A 22,614-nucleotide genomic window follows, 5' to 3' on the forward strand; every position below is an offset into this window, starting at 1 on the left:
CCTCGCTGTTTTGGTGAAACAAATATTTGTTCCATGCAAAACGGTCGGTCGGAATGGATATTGGAATGATTGTGGTTACTGTTCCGTAACCGCGGGCTTATTGATTGGCGATGCAGTAGAGCGCTTCGTTCGAGCGCAGGAAGATCTTGCCCCCGCTGATGGCGGCGCTGGCGTTGAAATCGCTCTCGTCCGAGTCGAAGCGGTTTTGCGCAAGGAGTTCGAAGCTTGGCTTGGCCGCCAGCACAAAGGTTCCGCTTTTACGGCTGGGGACATAAAGCTTGCCGTCGGCGAGGGTGGCCGATGCATAGAAGGCATTGCCGCTGCCGGCCTCGAGCTTTTCCTTGTAGACCAGCTCGCCGGTGTCGGCCTTCATGCAAAACGCCTCGCCCTTGTTGCCGATCCAGTAAAGGTGCCCCTCGTGTTCGACCGCGGAAGGGACATAGGAGGAATCCCTGCTGCTCCAGAGCGTGTGTGTGCCGGTGGCATCGCCCTCGCCACCGGCGCGAAGGGCGACGGTGGTGATGCGCGGGTAGCCGCCGAAGACGTAGACCTTGTCCTTGATGGCGAGCAGGCTGGGGGAAATGTTGCCCTTCAGTTCCGTATCGATCCACCAGGTGCGTTTACCGGTTTCCGGATCGATCCCCCACACTTCGTTCGGTACGGCCATGACCAGTTCTTTTTTTCCGCCGGCAAGCTCGGCGAGGGCGGGGGTGCCGTAGGTGAGTTCGGTTTTGCCGGATTCGTATTTCCAGACCTCCTTGCCGGTTTTTTTATCCAGCGCATAGATGGTGCGGCTCTCTTCGGAGGCATTGACGATCAGCAGGTCGCCGTGGAGGATGGGGCTGGCGGCCGATCCCCAGCGGCGGTTGGCGGACGAGGTGCCGACATTCTTGCGCCAGGCTTCCTGCCCCTCCATGTCGAAGGCAATGACGCCGGTCTTTCCGCAGAAAACGAACACCCGCTCGCCGTCGCAGACCGGTGTGTGGCTGGCATAGCCGTGCTCCCTGAGCCAACCGCTCCAGGAATCTTCCGCGGCGGTGGAGGGAATCTCTTTGCTCCAGCGTATTTCGCCGGTGTCGGGATGGATGCAAAGCAGGTGGCGCTTCAGGTTGTTCACATCGGCCGCGTTGTCCGCGCCGTAGCCGCTGTAGGAGGTGATGAAGAGCCGGTCGCCCACGACAATCGGGCTGGACGAACCCTGGCCGGGCAGGCGGAGCTTCCACTTGAGGTTTTGCGTTGCGCTCCATTGGGCCGGTAGTCCGGTTTCGTTGCTGACGCCCAGACCGCCGGGGCCGCGGAACCGGGGCCAGTCGCCCGCGAAGGTTGAGCCGGTTGCGAGCAATGCAAGAATCAGTAGCTTTTTCATGGCTTATCTCCGTCGTTCGGGTGGCGGGCCGGTGGGGGCTTCGTTTTCGGAAAGGTATCCGTCGTTGTTCTTATCGAGCAGGATAAAATGCTCCATCGGCCCCCGAAATTCATCCTCGGAGACTTTGCCGTCGCCATTGCGGTCTTCGCGTTCCATGAAAGAGCCTCCGCTTCTCTGGCCGGTTTGCCGGGACTGCGACAGTTGTCCGCCGCGCCGCCCGCGTTTGGGTTCCTTGGCAACGGGGGGATCGATCTTTTCCACGCCGCCGCGAACCAGGCGCACCATGTTGTCGATCCGGATCACATCGCCCTGCGGGCCGCGGCCTTCCGGGAATTGGGAGGCATCCCCGGTTTTCGGGTCGGAGCGTTGCGAGCCTGCGCCGTGGACATCCATCAGTTTCTTGTTGCCGTCGGGGCCCATCCAGCCGAGGGAGCGGCCGAACGCGAAATAGGTGGCGGTGTCGGAGCTACGGGTGCTGGCGTGCGTGCTGCTGCTCCAGTAGTGGGCGAAATCCTTCTTGCCGCCTTCGTTCTTGATTGCCGTTGACTCAAAGATTGGATCAATGGCAGGGGAATCCGTGGTGTCGGGCGAGCGGGTGTAGTCGACAATGCTCTGCAGCTCTTTCGCATTCGGCAGGCGCCAGTCGGAATGCCCGGCGAATTCCATGCCCTCGGCATATTCGAGAGCTGATGGCCAGTCCATGCCCTTGCCGCTGTCGGCCTGCATCCAGGTCAGGCCGGTGGCCGCGTCGGTAATGGTTCCGTCGCCGTTGTCCTTGAATTGGTTGACGCCGTAGTCGGGGTTGCCGCGGACGTAGAGGACGTAGAACAGCTTGTCGCCCCGGCGGCTCTTTATGGGATAGCCCTTGATCCGCCCGTCGGCAAAGTTGACGCCGAACATCGTTTCATTTTTGCCCATGGTGGTGCTGACATACTTGGTGCCGGAGGCAAACTGGGAGTCGATGATGCGCTCGCCGTCCTCCTCTTTCCCGTAGGTGAAGTTGAAGATGGAATCATCGATGAAGGGTTTGAGGCCGGATTCGTCGCGGCTCATCGGGTCGGGGTCGAGACCATCGAGTTTGATCAGCGAATAGAGTTCCTTGATGGTGGGCAGGCGCCAGTCGCCATGGCCGCCGACCTTGCATTTGGGAGCGTTTTTCAGCGCGTCGGTATAGGTCATCTTGTCACCGGGATCCTTTGTCCACATCAGGCCGGTAACAAGGTCGGTAACGGTGCCGTCGCCGTTGTCTTTGTAGGACGGCGCGTTGGCGAGGTAGTGGGCGTCCTGCCCGGCATCTTCCCCGTAGGCCTGGGTTTGCCCGGTATCGACAATCGGGTAGGTGAGTGCAAAAGCACTGGAGGCGAAGGCGCTTGCTATCAACAGTAGACGTTTCATGGGATGATCCTTTCTCGTTCGTTATAGCGAGCAAACGGTCGGACATCCACGCAAATTGCCCCGAATTGGATTACAATGCTGTCATGTGCGAGGTGCGTTGTTCTTATGCGGTAGGAGAGCCAGGATGATGGCAAAGCATGCAAAGAGTGCGAGTCCGATGAGCAGGCCGATGAATCCGCCGCCGAGGGCTCCGACGATTCCGTCCCATTCGAGATGGCCGAGCCAGCCGCCGATCCCGATGCAGGCGGTCAGATAACAATAGAACAGCCGCTTCTTCATTCCGGGATTCCGGTTGTTGATGGTTCTTTTTTAGGGGCGCGCAATACGCTCAGACCCATCAGGATAAAAAACGCACCGGGGAGAATGCCCACTAGCCAGGGGCCGAGGGCGCGCTGGGGGAAACGGTATTCGGCGGGATCGTCCGGGTTGATGAAAACGGCAATCGTTGCTCCGGGCGCATAGGTGGTTTCGGCCAGCTTATCCATCTGGCCCTTCGGCCCCGAGCTGCGGAAGCAGGTATAGGAATGAATGCTGTCGTCGATGTCCGCCCGGAATTGAATGCCGAGATTATAGTCGCTTCGGTTGCCGGCCAGTGTGACGTTGCAGGATTGCACAGTCGCTTCGATCTTCCGCCACCCGGCGGTTTCGCGCTGGTCGGCCAGCTGGTCCCAGCCGAGGAATTTGATCAGCGCAAAGCCGATCAAGAACCAGATGGCGGCATACTTGACGTTTTGTTTCATCGCGTTTAATTCAGCACACAGCGCTATTGGTAGAAACTCTTGTCTTTGAAAATTTTATTCTTCATGTCGCGTTCTCGTTGTTGCGCCTGCGCGGCTTTCCGTTGGGCTTCCGCGTTGTTTTTATAATCGTTCCAGGAGGAGTTGCCCGACCCCCCGGCGGAGGCTGAACCCGACCAGCCGCCTTGCCAGCCGGCCCTAGTTGGTTCGCGATACTGCAGAGAGGCGTTCCACGCCTCATCCGCCCGGCGTCGTTCTTCAGCTTCGGCACGAGCGGCTGCGGCCGCCTGTGACGCTTTTCTTTCCGCCAACTCGGCGGCTTCTCCAATCGATAAGGCGATCTGAGGATTTTTCCCGTTGCGAATGGCTTGTGCAAAGGCCTCAAAGCCTGCGCTTTTTGGATGTAACATTGCCAGACGCTTATATATAGCGATTTTGTCCGTATCGTTATTCGATAACACTTCCGCTATCCGATAAGCACGGAATCGATTTTTTATCAACCATCCGTGCGGCATCTCTTCCAGGTGGCTCATGAGGTAGGAACTTGTAATTCGGTTTTCGGATGCATAGTAAAGATAAGGGGCCTCTTCCCGATTGGATTGGAACTTGGGAAGCAGCGCGTTCAGTAAATAGGGATCGACATCGGTATCCAAAAGATCTGATTTTTTGTGGGCCGCGAAGACGGCGTCGGAAAAGGTTTTCACCGCTGCGATTCGCTCATCCGTTGTTTTCGCGCGGCTCCACGAAGACTCGAGCGTTGAAGATGCAATCGCCCATGCCGCGTTCCTTTCTCGTTTCTTTTCAGCGGAATCACCTGCGCCGCCAATGTATCGAACCAGTTTCTCGGGCCCGGCATACAGGGAACCTTTCCCGCTCACAACCACACGCTGATGGGGGGGGAATAAAGGATCAACTATGATCCGCCCTCCTCCTTCAAATGTAAAATGAGCTCCGTTATCCTTGGAGAGGTAGACCTCGCAACCGGGATCCGCGATTACCTTCCCATGGATCAAGTTGTTTTCGAGCAGCACCTTCCCGCCATTCTTAACGTGCAGGAAAACAAGATCCCCTTCCTGGGCGGCTTGCTTGTTTCCGTTTTCATTGATCTGCCGAATATTGCGCAGGATGGCATAGGCGTCGTTGACCTCGATGGCCGCGGATACCTCTCGCCCCTTCCCGCGCGCCCACGTATGGGTATCTTCCTGTTTCAGGTTCAGGACGACATCGCTGATCATGGCCACTTTATAGGAGGGGCCAAAAACGCCGATACCTCCCCAATACCCCTTGTTGGGATCGGCGATGATATCAAACGTCGTTTTCGGCTCCGTCGCTTCCTTGTTCCCTTGGATGACAACGCCAGGGGTCACCTTGATGTTTTTGCTGGGATAGATCGAGTGGTGTTCACCTGCTGACAGCCGAACGAGTGTGCCGGCCGCATAGCGATATGCTACTTCCTTGACGGGCACCTCAACGGTTTTGGTCGTACGGGGTTCTTTGGGCGCGTGTGTGTTGAAGTATGGCCAGTCGATGTCGGTGATGTCGTCCAACGTGGAATTAGTGCGCCGTGAACGCGCCAGCTCGTCAGGATCGGGTTTCGGTTCGACAAAGGCTACTTTGCCCGACGGGCCGAAATAGTTTGTGAAGGTTCCGATCACTTGGACCGGATCGTTCACCGGGTTCGCCGGATCAACGAACAGCCGCCCGCCGCCCTCGAATACGATCTGCGTTCCCGCCACGTTTGAAAGGAATACTTCGCAACCCGGCTCCGCAACGATCTTGCCATGGATCGTGCTGTTCTTGATGAGGACTTTGCCGCCATGCTTGACGTGCAGATATGCGAGCGCACCGGTGCTTCCCGCCTGCCGCACCTTTTCGTTGTCCGCTTGCTGGACGTGGTCCAAAATGAGCACAGCGTTTTCGACTTCGATTGCCGCGGCCTGTTTCCCGGAGGGGATCGGAGACCCTGAAGCATCGATTTCCAAATTCCGGACGACAGTGGCCTGCCCGGAAGGGCCTTTGACGCGCAAAAGGTTTGGGAAGTCGCCGAAGTCGGTATGCGAGGTCAGTTTGGTGCCCGTGGTTTGACCTTCAATGATTTGTCCCGGCCGCAGGTTAACCCGGTCGGTCGCCGTTACGAATGAGCCATCTGAAAGGAGGAACCGTGTTCCCGCCTCCCCCTGGTAATAGAGCGTTGGGATCCTTTCGAGAGGCAGGCTTGCCGTTTTTGAAGAAACGGGTTCCCTTGGCGAGTTGGCATGGAAGGATGGGGGAGGGGCGTCGCCCTGCGTTGCGGTCTTGATGCCGGATCGCATGCTGAGAGGGATGAAGCCGCTACTTGAGATGGATGCCCCATTGATTGCAAATAAGGTGCTTTCTATATCATAGACAGCCACCTGCCTCGCGTTGACGCGGCAATCCGGTCCATCGAGTTGAATGCGATTCAGATGGATGTCCTCGAAAAAGGCCTGGCCGTTATCTTTTATGAAGAGACCGTTTTCTGCGGAAACACCCTTTCCGCGCATGACCAGTTTTCCCGAACCGCTTACCTGGATTCTATCATGAAGGCGTCCTTCGGAATGGTTCGCGATGAATAGCGTGTCCACATCAAGGGAATACCCGTTCACCTTGCAATCGTTTACCAGCCACACCTGCTCCGAATATTCCGAGGTTTTGTTTTTCTGTTGGAAAACGGTGAATTCGAAGTCGGTCAGTTCCAGCAGCCGGGGCCGCTGGGTGCCAGCATTCAGCGAAACCTTTCGTCCCTTAATGGTATTGACCAAACGTACACATGCGGATGAAGGGAGGGTTTGGGGGGCATACCTCCCGCTTTTCAGGGTTTCTCTCTGATCTTCGGGCATTCCCAAGGCAACCCGTTGCCCAGGCAGCGCCCTTGCATCGTAGTCCTTAAGATCCTGGATCAGGATCGGTGTCGTGGATCGCGCCGGAGGAAGTCCCCGGGGGGTGGCTTGGGTGGATATGGAGCGGTAGACAAACAGGCGCATCGGCAGGGAGGTCGAGGAATCTTCCAGCCCCCGGTGCAGAAGCTTCCGCTCCAGTTCCTTATCTTTTAAAATGTTCGCCTGCCCGGCAAGCAGGGCGGCTAACCCTTCTTCTCCTTCCGTTTCGAGCAGGTGCTTGAGAGAGGCCTCGTCATTATTAAACAGCCATTCCCGGTAGCGCTGGTAGAGTTCCCGTTTGGATCCATGCATTTTTTCGAAGATGGGTTTTAGGCAGAGCGAGATCTCTTTTTCGTTCCCCTTGGGGGTCTGGTAGGTAAGCACAAAAGAAAATCCAACCTCGCCTTCCGTGTTCTTTTTTTCGCGCCACGCGTTTTCGTGCCAATACTCGAAGCGATTTTTGGCATGGTCCGATTTGATTGCGTTGGAATATCGCACGTTCCACCGCATGTTCCATAAATCAATGGATCGACTGAGTATTCCTTCCAGTGAAGAGTCAATCTGGGGGTGGGGTTCCGGCCACTTGACATAATGATCGAGACCCATCGCCCAGGCGGCCATGCACCGTTGGTCAAGCGCATCCGTGCGCAGGGGCGCGATGATCAGGGCTTGTTCGGCGAGGGAAAAGAGCAGGGGCCAGTCTCCCGCCGCGATGGCTTGGTCCGAGGCTTGGTCTTCGGGAATGTAAAGGTCCGTCGCGTCGGTACGCCAGAATTGCCTGAGCGCCTTGATCGATGAGGCAAGATCGCCCTGCCGAGATACGGCTTTCCACTGAACCGCAAGCGCGGCCGGGAGTTCCGGCTGAATCGACAGCGCCTGGCGGGTTAGATCCGCCGCTGCTGGAAACCGTCCTTCCCTCCAGGCGAGGGATGCCTTCCCGGCGAGTTCGTCAGCCCTCTTTAACGATTCCGTTGCCGCTTGTTGGGTCTGTGCGCGGATGGTGTTGTCCACACCTTCCGTCATGCTGAGCAGCATGGCTGCGGCATGTAGCGCAACCGCGTCCGCGCCGTGTTCTGTCGCAATGCGGATTCGTTCCGTCAGTTCCTCTGGCGTGAGGCCTTCCCCCTTTTTAACAATTTCATTGCTGGCAGTGAGTTCCGCTATGGCTGCAGCGTGATATTCGGCATGGGGGGCAAGGGTCAAGGCCAAGGTGCGCCATGCCTCCTGCTGCGAACTTGAATCAAGGTTGCCGCCGGATTTGAGGTTCATCGCGATCCAGTACGCGTGCCAGGCGGCGGGGTATTCCATAACGACCGTATGGGCCTCCGCCTTCAGCAGGAGCAGCTCTGCCCTTTTGTCGCTTTCGGGGAACAGCAATAATGCCTTCCGCGTTTCTTCCTGTACGGCAACATCTGCCCTCATGCGCGAAAGCAATTGGGCCTTCAAAAGACAAGTGTCTGCGGATGGGCCTTCTTCGGCCTCCCACTGTTCATGGAGAAGCCATGCTTGCTTCACATCATTGGTTTCGAGTGCCTTCTGAATCTTTAACAACAACAATCTGGTTCGGATCGGCTCCGAAGCCTGCCCGTGATCGGGCGTCGATGAGGTCGTGGAGGAGCAGCCTACCGCCAGCACGGCGCATAGCAGTGAAGCCGGGATGCAGAGCAAGGTGATAACCCGTATGGCTCTTGCCTGGATGGAGGGGAGCGTATTCGTGAAGGTTTTCACGAAAGCCGCCATTGTCGCAGTGTTTAAGCGCGACCCTGACCAAAGGGAAAGAAATGCCAGCCAATCTTTATTCACAAGAGACCTCCCGTTCATATTTCCGGGGTGATCCTGATTTCGAACAGCAACCCGTCTATATGTTACAAAAACGATAATAATATCGGAGGTCTTTTTCAAGCAGGAAGTCGAAGACCGCAAGTGCGTAGCGGCGTGCAAGGCGGAGTGCTGTATCCTGTCGGGTGAAAGACAGGGAAAACTGATCTTGTTCCTATGGTGCGATGGAGGTGTTGATGGCCGCGTCGTAGGCGATATAGCGGCTCATGATCTTGCGGACGTAGCCAATGATTTCCTCGCTGCGGCAGTAGCCATACTTTGCGCGTTTGGAATAGTAGGGCTCGGAGAGCAGCGCGTAGGCATGGTCGACGTTGTCCGTCCAGACGTTTGGATCCTTGCCAAGCTGCTTCGCGAGCTTGCGGGCATCGATCAGGTGGCCGTAGCCCCCGTTGTACGAGGCGAGGGCAAAGCAGGTGGTGTTGACGGTATCAACCTCGTCCGGAACGCGCCGGTACTGCTTTTTCAGATAGTAGGTTCCGCCGCGGATGTTGTCGTCTGGATCGAACGGATTCTTCACGCCGACCTCCTTGGCGGTGGCCGGCATCAGCTGCATCAGGCCCTGTGCACCCGACCATGAAACGGCGTCCTCCCGGAAGCTGCTTTCCTGGAACATTTGCGAGCAGATCAGTGTCCACGGGAATTCGTAGGTCGCCGCATGCTTTTTCACCAGGTCGTCGTAGGGCGAGATTTGTCCGGGCTCCATCGTGTTGAACTTGTCGTCGAGCGTGGTATTGCGCGATAGGTTGAAATAGCGGTTGTAGATGGTGTTGAAGGTTGACCCGCCCAGCTCTTTTTCGAAATACGCATCGACAGCGGCGCGCAGCTGGGGCTGGTTGTCGCGGACTACCCATCCATAGGTACGGGGACGGTTGAGCTTCAGAATGGGTTTGAGCCGTTCGCCCAGGCGGACGCTCTGGTTCAGTAGAGTGCGGTCCGCACAGGTCAGGTCGAATTCGCCGCTGGCGACCTTGTCGAGGATCTCGAAGGTCTCCATGCTTTCGGGGACGAGCTTTATCTTGAATCTTACCTTGCTCTGGTCCTGCAGGTTGACCAGCGATTCATAGTAGGAGCTCGATGCGCGAACATAGATCGAGCGCCCCTTTAGATCCTCGACGCTCTTGATGGAACGGTCGTCGGCGCGCCCGACAATGTCTTCGTAGAATTCGCCGTAGTAGTGGCAGAATTGAAGATCGCTTTTTCTCTCAAAGCGTTCCTTGGTGATGGTGACGGTTGCGGCAATCATGTCGGCCCGTCCGTCGCGCAAATACTGGCCCATGTCGCTCCAGTTGTCTGGAACGATGACGAGCACTTCGAGCCCATGCTTTTTGGCGAAGTGCTGGGCCAGTTCGTATTCAAAGCCCATCAGTTGGCCGCGGTGCATGAAATAGCACGCCGGGTTGTTGCGTGTCAGCACCCGGATGAACCCGCGCTCCTTAAGCGCTTCGAGGTCGAGTTGAACACCTTTCTTGTTCGCTTCCTCCAGTCCGCGGGGAAGGGCTTCGAGGTCGGCATGGGCAGATGCCCCGAGTAGAATAACTGCTGCCATCAGTAGTTTGGTCATAATCTTATCCGTGGGACATTTTGGCCAGCGATTCAAGTTTCTGCAAGGCAGCGCCGGAGTCGATCGATTCGGCGGCGAGGGCGAGGCCGTCCTTCGGATTGTCGGCCTTGCCGCCGGCCATGATGGCAAAGGCGGAGTTGAGCAGGACAATATCGCGCTTCGGCCCCTTTTCGCCTTTGAGCAGGGCATAGGTCAGTTCGGCGTTCTCGGCCGGCTCGCCGCCAGTCAGGTCGGATGCGGAAGCCGTTTCCAGGCCGAGTCCGGCGGGTTGGACTTCGTAGCTCTCGACCTTGCCGCGGCGGATTTCGGTGACCATGGTTGTCGTGGTTGTGGTGAACTCGTCGAGACCGTCGTTGCCGTGCACGATGAACTGGTAGTTCATTTCCAGCTGGGCGCAGGCGTCGGAGACGATCGGCACCAGCTCCGGTTTGAAGACGCCCATGATGCCGTTCTTGACGCCCGCCGGATTGCAGAGCGGGCCGAGAATATTGAAGATGCTCCAGACGCCCAGCTCGCGGCGCGGGCCAACCACGTGTTTCATGGCCGGGTGCAGGCCCGGCGCAAACAGGAACGCGATGCCGAGCTCGGCCAGGCACTCCTCCATGCGCTGCGGGGTATACTGTATGTTCACGCCCAGTTCTTGCAGGACGTTGGCCGCACCGCACTTGCTCGATACGCCGTAGGAGCCATGCTTGGCGACCGTTACGCCCGCACCGGCAATCACGAAGGCGGAGGTGGTGGAAATGTTGAAGGTGTGGGCGCCATCGCCGCCGGTGCCGACAATGTCGACCGCGTTGGGATCGTCGCATTTAATCTTGGTGGCATTGGCCCGCATCACCTCGGCACAGCCCGCAATGGCTTCCGGCGTCTCGCCCGTCAACCGAAGCCCGGTAATGAACGCGCCGATCTGCGCCTCGGTGGCGTTGCCCGACATAATGTCGGTCATCGCTCCCGCGGCCTCCGCGCGGCTGAGGGTTTCCTTGCTGACGAGTTTGGCAATGGCTTCTTTGATCATACTTTGCTCCCGAGTCTTCAATAATTGAAAAACGATAGTAAACGGGAGATGTGAATGGAAGCCGGAAGCTCCAGTCATTAATCCTGCCCGAAGCAATTGATGAGTGTTCTTTTCCTGTTATTGAAAGTAAGAGTATGTATGTTTCTTGTTGAGGTGAGTTGGAGAAAGCCAAATGAATGAGCTGAAGCCGATTGAGCCGCTGATCCTTACGCTACGAGGACAACGTGTGATTCTCGATGCCGACTTGGCGGGAATCTATGGGGTGGAGACAAAAACGGTTGAATGAACAGGTAAAGCGTAATGCCGACCGTTTTCCGGAAGATTTCATGTTTCGGCTAAGGGATGACGAAAAAGCAGAGGTGGTCGCAAATTGCGACCACCTCCAAAAACTCAAGTTTTCCCCGCAACTCCCGTATGTCTTCACTGAACATGGTGCAATTATGGCCGCATCTATCCTCAACAGCCCAGAGGCGGTGGCGATGAGCGTGTTCGTCGTGCGGGCTTTTGTGCAGATGCGGGAGCGGTTGACAGCCAACGCGGAAATCCTAAAACGGCTTGCCGAGATCGATACGACCCTGCTGGAACACGACCAGGCGCTACGTACGATCTGGCAAAACCTCCAGCCCCTGCTGGAGCCACCGCCCGATCCGCCCAAACGTAAGATCGGTTTCGACTACAAGGGAGATGGGAAGTAATGACACAAAAAAAAAGACCGCCATGTTGGGCGGTCTTTGCAAATAAGCTAGGCGCTTGTTTAAGCGATCTTGGCTTTTGCGACTTCAACCACTTTGGCGAAACCTTCGGCATCGTGAATGGCGATTTCCGAAAGCATCTTGCGGTGCACATAGGCCATGGGACGGACTATTTGGGCAATATAATTCCGTCCTGCATCGTTTGCTTAAGATGACCGGAGGTGAATGATGGCTGTAGCGGTATTGATTCAGAGAATGCTGGCGGTGGTTTTTGCGGGGTTGGTTCTCGCAAGTAAAGGGTTTTCGGTGGTGGGCAGCAATGAGGTTCTCTATCTTTCATGGCATGCAGAATCGAATGTTGCCTATCAAGTCCAGCACGCGGCTGATTTGGACGATGGCGAGTGGAGTAACGCGGTTGACGTGGTGGTTGGAGCCGGGAATTCGATAATGACGACGGTGACGAACCAGACCGGTGAGGAGGAGGCTTCTCATGCATATTTCAGGTTGGCCAAAACCTATCCCTCGGCCGAGGAAGCGGTATTTCAAAACATGCTGACGCCTGTTTATTATAATGCCGTGAGCAACGATGCGTTTCGGGCCGAGGTGGATCGCTTTGTATACTACGCCGGCAAGGAGGGTTTTCATCACCCGTTGATGGACGGTACCGGTCAGGTTCCCTCATATACTGTTCCTGGTTGGGGCGAGTTTGGAGCAACCAAACCGGTTATGGGCACACCGCAGTCGTATCATCCGGCATCGGATCTGCAGGTGGGAGCCAGGGAGGTGGCCGTACAGCTCTTTGCCGCCCATGATGGTGTGGTGGCGGTTTATCGGGATGCCGATAAATATCGCCACTATCTGGCCATTACGATGGATATCATGGATGCCGACGGTGTGGTTGTTGGAAAGATTTCCACGTTGTATGGACATATCGATCTGGATTTGGATGAAGCCGACGGTCTATGGATGGATGGCAAGGCCGTGCAGAAGGGCGAACTGGTTTCCCGAAATCTGTATAGCGGCACGATGGGCGGACCGCATCTGCACTTTGAAATCCGCTATTACAGGGCGGATGATGCCGGCGCTGAAGAGTTTTATGGCGGTCCGGCATATTCCGAACCGTCGGCGGGGCCTTGGCTGTATGGCTATTGGGATCCTCAGATTGGTTATGGCTTTGCGGATCCGGTCAACCACGGGTTTGCGTTTTAGGGTATTCGAAAACGATTTTCCAGAGCTTGGATAAATACCTGGATTATGTGAGCCTTTCGGATATGAATAATCGAAGGGGATCTCATGAGATGGGTTTGTATTACAGTCGTGCTGTTGTCAGTGGTTCAGGTGTTTGCGTGGGGGCGGCAGAAAGAACGCACGTGGCATGTTAAGGGAAAGCCGGTTCAGGCCACACAGTACGCAGTTAATGGGGACAAGGTGCACCTTTACACCGTAGAGGACTGGCCGGAGCCTCGGGTTGTATTTATCAGCGATCTGTCATCCGCGGATCAGGAATACATTAAAGCCGGAGAGAATGCGGAGGCCGGGCAGGGGGCTCAATCTCCGGTCTGTCCCATGCTGGATATAAACGTGTCGGTGGATGTGGGCAAAAAGACAGACGAGTGGCAGGAGGTGACACTCCGGACCAACGTGAAGCCTCCGGGAGGCACCTACCGCGAGAAGGTGAATATGAAGATCCTGCTGGTTGGAAAAGAGGCTGGGGCTTCCCATTACACGGTCATAGATAGAAAAACGTATCCCTTCCGGCTTCCGACTGCCGAACCGTTAACGCTTGATTTTAAATTTCGTCTTCGAAAAGCAAGAGGGGCGCGGGCCGTCCCGAAGTATGCCGGTTATCTGGTGGAGGTTTCCGATGATACCGGGAGTCTGGTTGCTTTGGCGGGCTATCCCGCTGCCTTTAAAAAGGATGCGGGAAAGCTTTCGGCCTTTTCGCGCGGAGATCGCTTTGATCAGCGATTTCAGCCCGTTCCGGAAAAGTAGGGCACAAAAAAAGAGCGCCCGGTTGGGACGCTCTTTGCAGAAAAGCTTGGGTTTGCTTAAGCAATCTTCGCTTTTGCTGTTTCAACCACTTTGGCGAATCCTTCGGCATCGTGAATGGCGATTTCCGAAAGCATCTTGCGGTTGATGGTGATGCCGGCCTTGTTGCAGCCATCGATGAAGCGGCTGTAGGAAATGCCGTTCATGCGGCAAGCGGCGTTCACGCGAACAATCCACAGGCGGCGGAAGTTGCGTTTCTTGTGCTTGCGGTGCACATAGGCCATGGCCTGTGCGCGGTCTACGGCTTCGGTAGCCTGGCGGAAAAGCTTGCTACGTGCGCCACGGAAACCCTTGGCGAGTTTCAGGCGGTTGTTACGTCTCCGGCGCGAGGCCGGTCCATTGGTTGCTCTTGGCATGGTTCAATCTCCAGCAATTAGATAAACGGGGTAATGCGCTTCATGTCCGACTTATCGACGATGTCCTGACTACGCAGTTTCCGTTTTTGTTTACGATTCTTGTTCGATAGGATGTGGCTTCCACCCATGTGGTTGCGCTTCAGCTTGCCGGTGCCGGTTTTGCTAAACCGTTTGGCGGCACACTTTTTTGTTTTCATTTTAGGCATGGTAACACCTTCGTTTTTAAAAATTCAGACCTATGCGAGATCGGGGAATCGCGCAAAAGAGGGTTATGTATAGGGAAAGGCCCCTGGCTAGTCCATCCTTTTTTCCGAGAAAAATGGATTGTTGAATCAAGGGGCAAATGGAAGCCGGATTGCGGCGGGAAGGTTCTTCCCGATAATCCGGTCAATCCTCATTCGAACCGTCCATTCCTCATATCCCCATCCCGTGCCCGTGCACCTCGCGGGTGCGGATTATGATTCCTTCTTCCGAGCGGGTCACCAGGCTGCGCGGCGGTGTGCTTTTCATCAGGAACACGTTGCCGGCCACGGTGGAACCCTGGCCAATGACGGTGTCGCCCCCGAGAATCGTGCTGTTGGCGTAGACGATCACGTTGTCCTCCACGGTCGGGTGGCGCTGGATGTGTTTGATGGGGCGGCCGTGCTCGTCGAGCGGGAAGCTTTTCGCGCCGAGGGTCACGCCCTGGTAGAGTTTGACCTGGTTGCCGATGTGGCAGGTTTCGCCGATGACCACGCCGGTGCCGTGGTCGATGAAGAAGCCTTTGCCGATGGTTGCGCCGGGATGGATGTCGATGCCGGTGAGCGAGTGGGTGTATTCGCTCATGATGCGCGGGATCAGCGGGATGTCGAGTTTGTAGAGTTCGTGGGCGATGCGGTGCGAGGTGATGGCCACGAGGCCGGGGTAGGCCAGCTTGACCTCCGCATAGCTCAGTGCGGCGGGGTCGCCGTTGTAGGCGGCCTTCACGTCCTCGATCAGCATCGTCCGGATTTCCGGGATCTTTTGCAGGAAGGTGTTGACCAATTCGGTCGAGGCCAGGAACAGGTTGTCGATCGGCAGGCGCTTTTCGTGCAGGTCGGCGGCGCCCATCCAGCGGAAGGGCAGGGCTTTTTCGATTTCCTGCTCCAGGATTTCGGAGGTGTTTTTGAGCTGCTTGATGAAAAAGCTCCTGAAGTCCACCGGTTCGGGGATGTGCCGCCCCGGGAAAAGCACGTCCGAAAGCAGGCGCAGCGCTTCAATCACCTGGTCGATTTCCGGGTGCGACCACAAGGGGCGGTCTGGCAGGTCGTGCTCCTCCTGGGCATAGAGGGGCACCAGGTTGTTGGCGGTTTCTTCGATCTGTTTGATGGTGTTCATCCAGCTTCCTTCGGTTTAATCGCGGATCAAGCTAGCGGCGACCTGCGCTGGAGGCAATTTTATTCTTTAATCGGGGGGGCGCATCATTAAATATCCCGCCTCACATTTTCGAGGGTTCTAATGATGAAGTATATCAGCACACGCGGGCAGATGGCCCCCATTGGATTTCAGGATGCGGTCATGACCGGGCTGGCGCCCGATGGCGGCCTGCTTTTGCCGGAGTCGCTTCCGGACGTCTCGGACCGGCTGGAGGCGTGGTCGAAGCTTTCCTACACCGAGCTCGCCTTCGAGGTGATCAGCCTCTTCGCCACCGACATTCCGGCGGCCGACCTGAAAAAGCTGATCGACGATTCCTACGCCACCTTCAACCATCCCGAGGTGGCGCCTTCCGTCCAGGTGGGCGATTTCGAAATCCTGGAACTCTTCCACGGGCCAACGCTGGCCTTCAAGGATGTTGCCCTCCAGTTCCTCGGCAACCTCTTTTCCTATATATTGGAAAAGCGCGGCGGCAAGCTGAACATTCTCGGCGCCACCTCCGGCGACACCGGCAGCGCGGCGATCCACGGGGTGCGCGGCAAGCCGAACATCAATATTTTCATCATGCATCCGGCCGGGCGCACCAGCCCGCTGCAGGAAAAGCAGATGACCAGCGTACTCGACGCCAACGTCTTCAACCTCGCGGTCGATGGCACCTTCGACGATTGCCAGAACATCATGAAAACCACCTTTGGCGATGTGGACTTCAAAACCGGGCACTCGCTCGGCTCCGTCAACTCCGTCAACTGGGCGCGCGTGCTGGCGCAAACCGTCTACTATTTTTATTCCGCGTTCCAGACCGGAGCCAAGAGCGTTCAATTCTCCGTCCCGACCGGAAACTTCGGCGACATCCTCGCCGGCTACCTGGCTCAGCAGATGGGATTGCCCATCGGCAAGCTGATCCTCGCCACCAACGAAAACGACATCCTCTCGCGCTTCTTCAACACCGGCGTCTACGGCATGGCCGATGTGGTTTCCACCATTAGCCCCTCCATGGATATCCAAGTCGCCAGCAATTTCGAACGCTATCTCTACTTCAAGGTCGGCCAGGATGCCGAAAAGCTTGTTGGCCTGATGAACGATTTCAAGGAAAAGGGTTCGCTCAAGGTCGAGCTGAACGAAAACGGCGTGGTCGACGACCTCTTTGTGGCCGGGAAGGGCGACACCGCCGCCACGCTCGAAACCATCAAGCGCTACAAGGACGAATACGGCTATGTGCTCGATCCGCATACCGCCGTCGGCGTGCTGGTTGCCGAAAAGTTCCAGATGGAGGAATCGCCAACCATCTGCCTCGCCACCGCCCATCCGGCCAAATTCACCCAGGCCATCATCGATGCCACCGGCGAAGCCGTCCACCATCCGACGCTCGACGCCCTCGCCGACGCCGAAACCCGCTGCGATCCCATCGCCAACGACATCGACGCCGTGAAGCAGTATTTGGTTGGGCACATATAACGACCAGAGCGCATTGCTTGACAGGCAGTTGTACAATTGTAAAGTGTGAGCCATGAAAAACGTGGTCATCGATACTTCGGCGCTCATTGCTGTCATTGCCAATGAGCCTGAGAAGGCAAAACTAATTGGACTGGTCGATGGGTGCTCGTTACTCGCACCCAAGTCGGTCTATTGGGAAATCGGCAATGCTTTTTCCGCGATGCTCAAGCGGGGGCGGGTGACATTTGTGCAAGTTGAGAAGGCGTTGAGTGCTTTTCGCTCAATTCCCATACGTTTCATGGATGTCGATTTGACGGAAGCTCTGGTGATATCGAATCGGAATGGGATCTATGCTTACGACGCCTATCTTTTAGCATGTGCCATGCGCTATAAATCCCCGCTGCTTTCTTTGGATAAACAGATGGTGGGCATGGCCCAGGAAATGTGCATCGAGGTAATGGAGGTCTGATATGGAAGTATATACCTATTCAGAAGCCCGGCAGAACATGGCTGCCTTACTTGACAAAGCGGATCGTGGCGAACGCATCCGTATTCGTCGTAAAGATGGACATCTATTTGAGCTCCAAGCTGTAAAAGAAACAAGTTCCCCTCTTGATGTCGAGGGTGTGGACTTGGAGATAACCACTGATGAAATTGTTGGTTTCGTGCGTGAAAGCCGTAACCGGTATGGAGCATAAATGAAATTACCTTTCTCCCTATTCCTCGCATTCAAATACCTCAAGCCCAAGCGGACGTTTATCTCGACCGTAACGGTGATCTCGATGCTCGGTGTGACCATTGGTGTGGCGGTGCTGATTGTGGTGCTGTCGGTGATGACCGGCTTCGACGAGGTTTGGCGCGACAAGATCCTGGGCTTCAACGCCCATATCAGCGTTGTCCAGCAGGGCGGGATTGTCCGCGATCCCGCAATGGTGCTGGAAAAGGCGGCGCAGGTTGAGGGGGTCAAAGGGGTTGCCCCGAGCCTGGAAGGGCTGGTGCTGATCCAGATCGACGACCGGGTGCATACGCCGATTCTCAAGGGCGTTGACCCCGAATATGAAAAGAATGTCAGCCGGGTGCCCGGCAGTATGGTTGCCGGCGAATTCGCGGTGGAGGACGATCAGATCGTGGTTGGCTCCGACCTCGCCAACCGCCTGGACATTTGGGTGGGCGACAAGCTTACGGTCTATTCCCCGAAAAGCTTCATTGCCGAAGATGAAATCCGATTGCCCGAGGAACTCACCGTCGCCGGCGTCTTCCACGTTGGGATGTATGAATACGACGTTGGCTTTGCCTTCACCTCGCTCGAGACAGCCCGCTCGCTCTACGACGTCGATCGCGGCGTCCATTCCGTGCAGGTGATGCTCGACGATCCGATGATGGCGGCGGTGGCCGCCAGGAACATCCATGAAACCCTGGGCATGGGGTTCTATCCCAAAACCTGGATGGAGATGCATAGCCAGATCTTCGCCGCCCTCCACGTGGAAAAAAACATGATGTTTTTCCTGCTGGCCTTCGTGGCGCTCGTCGCGGCCTTCAGCATCACCAACACCCTCATTACGCTCACCGTCCAAAAGACGCGCGAGATCGGCCTGCTCAAGTCGCTCGGCTTCGGCAACGGCGGCATTACGGGCATCTTTTTCTGGATGGGGTTGATCCAGGGCTTGGTCGGAAACGCGCTGGGGGTTGGCCTGGCCATGCTCGTCTTGAAATACCGCAACGAGCTGCTGATGTTCATGTCGAGCGAGTTCAACCTCGAGCTCCTTCCGCCCGAGCTCTACCAGCTCAGCAAGCTGCCCGCCCACACGACGGGCTCCGATGTGCTCATCGTCTGCAGCCTGGTCATGGTGTTCTGCACCCTCGCCGGCCTCGTGCCCGCCATGCGCGCCGCCAAGATGGAACCGGTCGATGCCCTCCGCTACGAATAGGCCCCCGCGCACCCCCGCGCCAGCGGCAGGTATATCATCCAACCACCACGATCGTGGTGGTTGGATGATATACTTCCCGGTTCCCGGACGGTGCTTGTTCGTTGACATGCCCCCATGCCGCAACCATTATGGCGCTTAAATGGCCGGTCGCTTCATCATCCCAGTTCAGTTGCTGCTTTTCGTGGTATTGGTTGCCGCGGGACGCGCCTTTGCGCAGATCGATGGCGATCCGTTGTATGTGAACAAGGTGGAGACGAACGGGGCATCGTTCTATGCGTGGCGCCCGTTCTATTCGAGCACGGTCGAGGATGCGGAGCGGTGGCGCAAGGATTATGTCTGGCCCATCTACACCCGGAAAGGCTTCAAGGAGGAAACCTATAGCCGAACGCTCTTCTTCGGGTTCTCGACCGATTTCGGCGACGAGGAAACCGGGCGCGACCGCAACTGGATTATTCCGATCTGGTTCAGTGGCACCTCGGCGGAGGGCGATGACTATCTGGCGGTCTTCCCCTTTGGCGGAACCATCCATGAATTCCTGGGGCGCGATTCGGTTTCGTTCGTGCTCTTCCCCATCTACTACCAGAGCCAAATCAACGATCTGCAAACCAAGACCTATATTTGGCCGCTGATTTCCAGAACCACGGGCGAAGGGGTGGATCGGCGGAGCTTTATTCCGTTCTATGCCAGCAACGAGCTGGAGGGGGAGTTTGTTAAGAAATACTACCTCTGGCCGATCCTGAGCACGGTCGAATACACCAACGAGCGCAATCCCGGCGGCGGATTCATCCTGGTTCCCATCTATGGGCGCATCAAGACGGAGAGGGCCGACAACCATTGGCTGGTGCCGCCGTTCTTCCGCTACATGTCGAGCGAGCCGCAGTGGATCGTGCATGCGCCCTGGCCCTTCATCCAGCTGGCCGATGGCGAAATGCACAAGCGCATATTCTGGCCGTTCTACGGAAAGAAGAGCCTGGGAACGCAGACCAAGCAGTATTGGCTGTGGCCGTTGGTCTGGAACAACAAGACCGACTATGCCCGGCACGAACAGCATCGGAAACGCCTGGTTCCCTTTGTGCACTACCAGGCCGATGTCGTCACGAAGCCGACCAAGGGGTATGAGGTGGGCGATGCCGTCTCCCGCTATTGGAAGATCTGGCCGCTCATGAGTTGGGAGCGCAACCTTGAGCGATCGCGGTTCCGCACGCTCGATCTTTGGCCCATGCGCAACACACCGGGCATCGAACGCAACTGGGCGCCGTGGTGGACGCTCTACCGTCGCATGGATGTCGAGGGCGAGGTGGGGCACCATCTGCTTTGGGGCCTCTACCGGCAGACGCACGGGGAGGACGTGTTCGAATGGAGCTTGCTGAAAGGTTTTGCCGGATATAAAAAGAGCGGGAACAACAGTCGCTACCGCTTTCTCTTCATGTGGTTCGGCGACGGGGAGACGCAGCCATAGCCAGTTTTGTCACAAACTACATGCAGTACCCGGTGCGTTCGGCGCAACGGCTCGGCGCGCTGGTGCTGCAGCTCCTGCACGACACGGGGCACGGCATGTTCATGCTGTTCGAGGCCTTCTGGTTCATGCAGTTCGCCTTCGGCAAGCGCAGCCGCTACGAGACCGCCACACAGCTCTACATTACCGGAATCAAGAGTCTGGCCGTCATCTCGGTTGTGGCGCTGTTCACCGGAATGATCCTGGCGCTGCAGACCGGCCTGGAGTTGCGGCGCTACGGGCAGGAGGTCTATATCGGGTCGGCCGTGGCGGTGTCGATGATCCGCGAGATGGGGCCGTTCATGACCGGCCTGATCATTGCCGCCAGCGTCGGCTCGGCCATCGCCGCGCAGCTGGGCACCATGAGCGTTTCCGAAGAGATCTCCGCGCTGGAGGTGATGAGCATCAACCCCAACCGTTTCCTGGTCATGCCGCGGCTGGTCGCGCTGACGGTCATGATGCCGATCCTGACCGTCTACACCAACATCCTGGGCATCCTCGGCGGAGCGGTGGTCGGGGCCACCCAGCTGGGGGTGTCGTTCGATGCCTATGTTGGCAACGCCACCGAGTTCGCCACCAACAAGGATCTCTATGTGGGCCTGTTCAAGGCGCTGCTGTTCGGCATCATCATCACCACGGTCTCTTGCCACCAGGGCTTCATGACGACCGAGGGCGCGGTGGGCGTGGGCAAGGCCACGCGGCGTTCCGTAATTATTTCGTTTCTGGTCATTCTGGTGGTGGGCTACATGGTGACAAGGTTGTTCTACATATGATCCGGTTTGAACAGGTAACCAAGGTGCTCGGCAAAAAGACCGTGCTCGACGGCATCGACTTCCAGGTCGGCGAAGGGGAAACCTTTGTGATTGTCGGGCTTTCCGGGGCGGGGAAGAGCGTTACCCTCAAGCACATGATCCAGCTGATGCGCCCGGACTCGGGCCGCATTCTCATCGATGGCGAGGAGCTCGGCAACTTGAGCCGCTCCGGACTGCAGCGGGTTCGGGCAAAGTTCGGCGTGCTCTTCCAGGGGGCGGCCTTGCTCCAATGGATGAGCGTGCGCGACAATGTGGCCCTGCCGCTGCGCGAGCACACCAAGTTGCCGGACGAGGAGATCATTCGGCGCGTCGATGAAAAACTGGCGATGCTCAACCTCGACGATGCCGGCGACAAATTTCCCTCCGATATCTCGGGCGGCATGCAGAAGCGCGCCGGGCTGGCTCGCGCGATCATCATGAATCCGCAGATCGTGCTCTACGACGAACCCACCTCGGGGCTCGACCCGGTGACCTCGCGACGAATCGACGATTTAATCGTGAACATGCGCGAGCAACTCGGTATAACGAGTGTTGTTGTGACCCACGACCTGCATAGTGCGCTGGCCATCGGTTCGCGCATCATGATGCTGCACGAAGGCCGCATTGTGGAGAATGCAACGCCCGAGGGCTTCATTAGATCAAAAGACCCCACGGTGCAGAGCTTCCTGGAGTCGCAATACATTACGAAAAAAGGTAAATGGGAAGGCATGGGCCATGAATAAATTCAGGCGCGAAATCACCATCGAAATCCTGGTTGGGCTTTTCATGTTCACCGTGCTGATTGCCTTGGGCATTTTCACGATCGTGCTCAGCCGGGAAAACCTGCTCAAGGATGCCCATAAATATGAATTCGTCTTCAGCGAAGTCAGCGGCCTGCGCGAGGGCGACAATGTCTACCTGCGCGGCATGAATATTGGCCGGGTGAAGCAGACCCAGCTGGAAAACAGCCGGGTGCATGTGTTTGTTACCCTCGATGTTCCGATCACGCTGCGCCATGGCTACAAGATCGATGTGGTCGATGCCTCCATGCTCGGCGGCAAATACCTGAAAATCTATGAAGGCCCCGAGGATGCGCCGGTGCTCGGCGATAATGTAACCATCCTCGGTTCGAAACCCGTCGACATGATCCAGGAGCTCGGTGCGGCCGTGAGTGGACTCCAGGAGATCATCGATGCGGTCGGGGAAGGGAAAGGCACGCTCGGCAAGCTGCTGCACGACGATACGATATACAACAACATGGCCGTCGTTAGCGAGGATCTTAAATCCATGGTGGCCCGCCTGGAAAGTGGCGAAGGCACCGTGGGCAAGCTGATGACGGATGACGGTCTCTATAACGATGCCAGCGTGCTCATGGCCAACCTGCGCGGCATCAGCGACCGACTGGCCGCAGGCGAGGGAACGCTCGGCAAGCTGATGAGCGAAGACGACGCCCTCTATGAGGATCTGGGCGCCACCATGGTTTCCGTTCGCAACATCGCCCAAAGCATCGATTCCGGCGAAGGTACGCTCGGCAGGCTGGTGCGCGATGCAAAGCTCTACGACGAAGCCGCTTTGCTGGTCGAGGATGTGCGGGCGGCGGTGGACGACCTGCGCGAGGCATCGCCAATCACATCCTTCGGCAGCGTCATTTTCGGGGCATTCTAAAC

22 protein-coding genes and 1 pseudogene are annotated in these 22,614 nt (G+C 57.0%); 12 read left to right on the forward strand and 11 right to left on the reverse strand.

The window, feature by feature from the left end; translation table 11 throughout:
- Positions 1-97: 97 nt before the first annotated feature.
- From E9954_RS18405 to trpD, 7 genes are all read right to left on the reverse strand, one after another.
- Positions 98-1,366 carry an outer membrane protein assembly factor BamB family protein gene (locus E9954_RS18405; protein ID WP_136080756.1) on the reverse strand — a complete coding sequence of 423 codons (1,269 nt, stop codon included), beginning with the start codon at positions 1,364-1,366 and terminating at the stop codon, positions 98-100.
- Positions 1,367-1,369: 3 nt separating this feature from the next.
- The gene (locus E9954_RS18410) at positions 1,370-2,761 is read right to left on the reverse strand and encodes an Lcl domain-containing protein (RefSeq protein WP_136080757.1); all 1,392 of its coding nucleotides are present in this window, start codon (positions 2,759-2,761) and stop codon (positions 1,370-1,372) included.
- 81 nt (positions 2,762-2,842) lie between these two features.
- Positions 2,843-3,040 carry a hypothetical protein gene (locus tag E9954_RS18415; RefSeq protein ID WP_136080758.1) on the reverse strand — a complete coding sequence of 66 codons (198 nt, stop codon included), beginning with the start codon at positions 3,038-3,040 and terminating at the stop codon, positions 2,843-2,845.
- Complete coding sequence (locus E9954_RS18420) at positions 3,037-3,501, reverse strand: DUF3592 domain-containing protein (RefSeq protein WP_136080759.1); 465 nt, start codon at positions 3,499-3,501, stop codon at positions 3,037-3,039. Before E9954_RS18420 ends, E9954_RS18415 begins: the two co-directional genes overlap by 4 nt.
- A gap of 23 nt (positions 3,502-3,524) precedes the next feature.
- Complete coding sequence (locus E9954_RS18425) at positions 3,525-8,123, reverse strand: tetratricopeptide repeat protein (RefSeq protein ID WP_136080760.1); 4,599 nt, start codon at positions 8,121-8,123, stop codon at positions 3,525-3,527.
- 265 nt (positions 8,124-8,388) lie between these two features.
- Positions 8,389-9,795 (reverse strand): MltF family protein, encoded by a 1,407-nt coding sequence (locus E9954_RS18430; RefSeq protein ID WP_136080761.1) that lies wholly within the window; start codon positions 9,793-9,795, stop codon positions 8,389-8,391.
- A gap of 4 nt (positions 9,796-9,799) precedes the next feature.
- Positions 9,800-10,810, reverse strand: a complete 1,011-nt coding sequence (trpD, locus tag E9954_RS18435) for an anthranilate phosphoribosyltransferase (protein ID WP_136080762.1) — start codon at positions 10,808-10,810, stop codon at positions 9,800-9,802.
- 172 nt (positions 10,811-10,982) lie between these two features.
- On the opposite strand from trpD, the gene E9954_RS33520 reads away from it, so the two are divergent.
- Both E9954_RS33520 and E9954_RS18440 read left to right on the forward strand, forming a co-directional pair.
- A complete protein-coding gene (locus E9954_RS33520; RefSeq protein WP_222847230.1) occupies positions 10,983-11,096 on the forward strand; it encodes an ORF6N domain-containing protein in 114 nt (37 codons plus the stop codon).
- On the forward strand, positions 11,089-11,505 hold the full coding sequence (locus tag E9954_RS18440) for an ORF6N domain-containing protein (RefSeq protein ID WP_222847231.1): 417 nt from the start codon (positions 11,089-11,091) through the stop codon (positions 11,503-11,505). Before E9954_RS33520 ends, E9954_RS18440 begins: the two co-directional genes overlap by 8 nt.
- 59 nt (positions 11,506-11,564) lie before the next feature.
- On the opposite strand, the pseudogene E9954_RS33700 reads toward E9954_RS18440, so the two are convergent.
- Positions 11,565-11,654 (reverse strand): annotated as a pseudogene (locus E9954_RS33700) (50S ribosomal protein L20); the annotation flags it as partial.
- Between the two features lie 73 nt (positions 11,655-11,727).
- Here E9954_RS33700 and E9954_RS18450 point away from each other — a divergent pair.
- Both E9954_RS18450 and E9954_RS18455 read left to right on the forward strand, forming a co-directional pair.
- Complete coding sequence (locus tag E9954_RS18450; RefSeq protein ID WP_136080763.1) at positions 11,728-12,711, forward strand: M23 family metallopeptidase; 984 nt, start codon at positions 11,728-11,730, stop codon at positions 12,709-12,711.
- A gap of 84 nt (positions 12,712-12,795) precedes the next feature.
- Complete coding sequence (locus E9954_RS18455; RefSeq protein WP_136080764.1) at positions 12,796-13,494, forward strand: hypothetical protein; 699 nt, start codon at positions 12,796-12,798, stop codon at positions 13,492-13,494.
- 56 nt (positions 13,495-13,550) lie between these two features.
- Here the strand turns inward: E9954_RS18455 and rplT are convergent, their stop codons facing one another.
- The 3 genes from rplT to epsC form a co-directional block, all read right to left on the reverse strand.
- The gene (gene rplT / locus E9954_RS18460; protein ID WP_136080765.1) at positions 13,551-13,907 is read right to left on the reverse strand and encodes a 50S ribosomal protein L20; all 357 of its coding nucleotides are present in this window, start codon (positions 13,905-13,907) and stop codon (positions 13,551-13,553) included.
- Positions 13,908-13,924: 17 nt separating this feature from the next.
- Positions 13,925-14,113 (reverse strand): 50S ribosomal protein L35, encoded by a 189-nt coding sequence (gene rpmI / locus E9954_RS18465; RefSeq protein ID WP_136080766.1) that lies wholly within the window; start codon positions 14,111-14,113, stop codon positions 13,925-13,927.
- 208 nt (positions 14,114-14,321) lie between these two features.
- On the reverse strand, positions 14,322-15,263 hold the full coding sequence (epsC, locus tag E9954_RS18470; protein ID WP_187357961.1) for a serine O-acetyltransferase EpsC: 942 nt from the start codon (positions 15,261-15,263) through the stop codon (positions 14,322-14,324).
- Positions 15,264-15,386: 123 nt separating this feature from the next.
- Here epsC and thrC point away from each other — a divergent pair, with 123 nt between their 5' ends.
- From thrC to E9954_RS18510, 8 genes are all read left to right on the forward strand, one after another.
- Complete coding sequence (thrC, locus tag E9954_RS18475) at positions 15,387-16,754, forward strand: threonine synthase (RefSeq protein WP_136081254.1); 1,368 nt, start codon at positions 15,387-15,389, stop codon at positions 16,752-16,754.
- A gap of 52 nt (positions 16,755-16,806) precedes the next feature.
- Positions 16,807-17,202, forward strand: a complete 396-nt coding sequence (locus E9954_RS18480; protein WP_136080767.1) for a type II toxin-antitoxin system VapC family toxin — start codon at positions 16,807-16,809, stop codon at positions 17,200-17,202.
- Between the two features lies 1 nt (position 17,203).
- Positions 17,204-17,431 (forward strand): type II toxin-antitoxin system Phd/YefM family antitoxin, encoded by a 228-nt coding sequence (locus tag E9954_RS18485; RefSeq protein WP_136080768.1) that lies wholly within the window; start codon positions 17,204-17,206, stop codon positions 17,429-17,431.
- The gene (locus E9954_RS18490; RefSeq protein ID WP_136080769.1) at positions 17,432-18,661 is read left to right on the forward strand and encodes an ABC transporter permease; all 1,230 of its coding nucleotides are present in this window, start codon (positions 17,432-17,434) and stop codon (positions 18,659-18,661) included. It begins immediately after the preceding gene.
- A gap of 139 nt (positions 18,662-18,800) precedes the next feature.
- Positions 18,801-20,120 carry a hypothetical protein gene (locus E9954_RS18495; RefSeq protein ID WP_136080770.1) on the forward strand — a complete coding sequence of 440 codons (1,320 nt, stop codon included), beginning with the start codon at positions 18,801-18,803 and terminating at the stop codon, positions 20,118-20,120.
- Positions 20,121-20,140: 20 nt separating this feature from the next.
- Entirely contained in the window at positions 20,141-20,929 is a 789-nt protein-coding gene (locus E9954_RS18500) for an MlaE family ABC transporter permease (protein ID WP_136080771.1), read from the forward strand.
- On the forward strand, positions 20,926-21,690 hold the full coding sequence (locus E9954_RS18505) for an ABC transporter ATP-binding protein (protein ID WP_136080772.1): 765 nt from the start codon (positions 20,926-20,928) through the stop codon (positions 21,688-21,690). Before E9954_RS18500 ends, E9954_RS18505 begins: the two co-directional genes overlap by 4 nt.
- A complete protein-coding gene (locus tag E9954_RS18510; protein ID WP_168442390.1) occupies positions 21,683-22,612 on the forward strand; it encodes an MlaD family protein in 930 nt (309 codons plus the stop codon). Before E9954_RS18505 ends, E9954_RS18510 begins: the two co-directional genes overlap by 8 nt.
- The last annotated feature ends 2 nt before the right edge of the window (positions 22,613-22,614 follow it).

This window comes from Pontiella desulfatans (assembly GCF_900890425.1).
GTDB lineage: Bacteria > Verrucomicrobiota > Kiritimatiellia > Kiritimatiellales > Pontiellaceae > Pontiella > Pontiella desulfatans.

Coding starts and splice junctions, on each gene's coding strand:
- E9954_RS18405 (WP_136080756.1), bottom strand. CDS start 1,366: ATGAAAAAGCTACTGATTCTTGCATTGCTCGCAACCGGCTCAACCTTC.
- E9954_RS18410 (WP_136080757.1), bottom strand. CDS start 2,761: ATGAAACGTCTACTGTTGATAGCAAGCGCCTTCGCCTCCAGTGCTTTT.
- E9954_RS18415 (WP_136080758.1), bottom strand. CDS start 3,040: ATGAAGAAGCGGCTGTTCTATTGTTATCTGACCGCCTGCATCGGGATC.
- E9954_RS18420 (WP_136080759.1), bottom strand. CDS start 3,501: ATGAAACAAAACGTCAAGTATGCCGCCATCTGGTTCTTGATCGGCTTT.
- E9954_RS18430 (WP_136080761.1), bottom strand. CDS start 9,795: ATGACCAAACTACTGATGGCAGCAGTTATTCTACTCGGGGCATCTGCC.
- trpD (WP_136080762.1), bottom strand. CDS start 10,810: ATGATCAAAGAAGCCATTGCCAAACTCGTCAGCAAGGAAACCCTCAGC.
- E9954_RS33520 (WP_222847230.1), top strand. CDS start 10,983: ATGAATGAGCTGAAGCCGATTGAGCCGCTGATCCTTACGCTACGAGGA.
- E9954_RS18450 (WP_136080763.1), top strand. CDS start 11,728: ATGATGGCTGTAGCGGTATTGATTCAGAGAATGCTGGCGGTGGTTTTT.
- E9954_RS18455 (WP_136080764.1), top strand. CDS start 12,796: ATGAGATGGGTTTGTATTACAGTCGTGCTGTTGTCAGTGGTTCAGGTG.
- rplT (WP_136080765.1), bottom strand. CDS start 13,907: ATGCCAAGAGCAACCAATGGACCGGCCTCGCGCCGGAGACGTAACAAC.
- rpmI (WP_136080766.1), bottom strand. CDS start 14,113: ATGCCTAAAATGAAAACAAAAAAGTGTGCCGCCAAACGGTTTAGCAAA.
- epsC (WP_187357961.1), bottom strand. CDS start 15,263: ATGAACACCATCAAACAGATCGAAGAAACCGCCAACAACCTGGTGCCC.
- thrC (WP_136081254.1), top strand. CDS start 15,387: ATGAAGTATATCAGCACACGCGGGCAGATGGCCCCCATTGGATTTCAG.
- E9954_RS18480 (WP_136080767.1), top strand. CDS start 16,807: ATGAAAAACGTGGTCATCGATACTTCGGCGCTCATTGCTGTCATTGCC.
- E9954_RS18485 (WP_136080768.1), top strand. CDS start 17,204: ATGGAAGTATATACCTATTCAGAAGCCCGGCAGAACATGGCTGCCTTA.
- E9954_RS18490 (WP_136080769.1), top strand. CDS start 17,432: ATGAAATTACCTTTCTCCCTATTCCTCGCATTCAAATACCTCAAGCCC.
- E9954_RS18495 (WP_136080770.1), top strand. CDS start 18,801: ATGGCCGGTCGCTTCATCATCCCAGTTCAGTTGCTGCTTTTCGTGGTA.
- E9954_RS18500 (WP_136080771.1), top strand. CDS start 20,141: ATGCAGTACCCGGTGCGTTCGGCGCAACGGCTCGGCGCGCTGGTGCTG.
- E9954_RS18505 (WP_136080772.1), top strand. CDS start 20,926: ATGATCCGGTTTGAACAGGTAACCAAGGTGCTCGGCAAAAAGACCGTG.
- E9954_RS18510 (WP_168442390.1), top strand. CDS start 21,683: ATGAATAAATTCAGGCGCGAAATCACCATCGAAATCCTGGTTGGGCTT.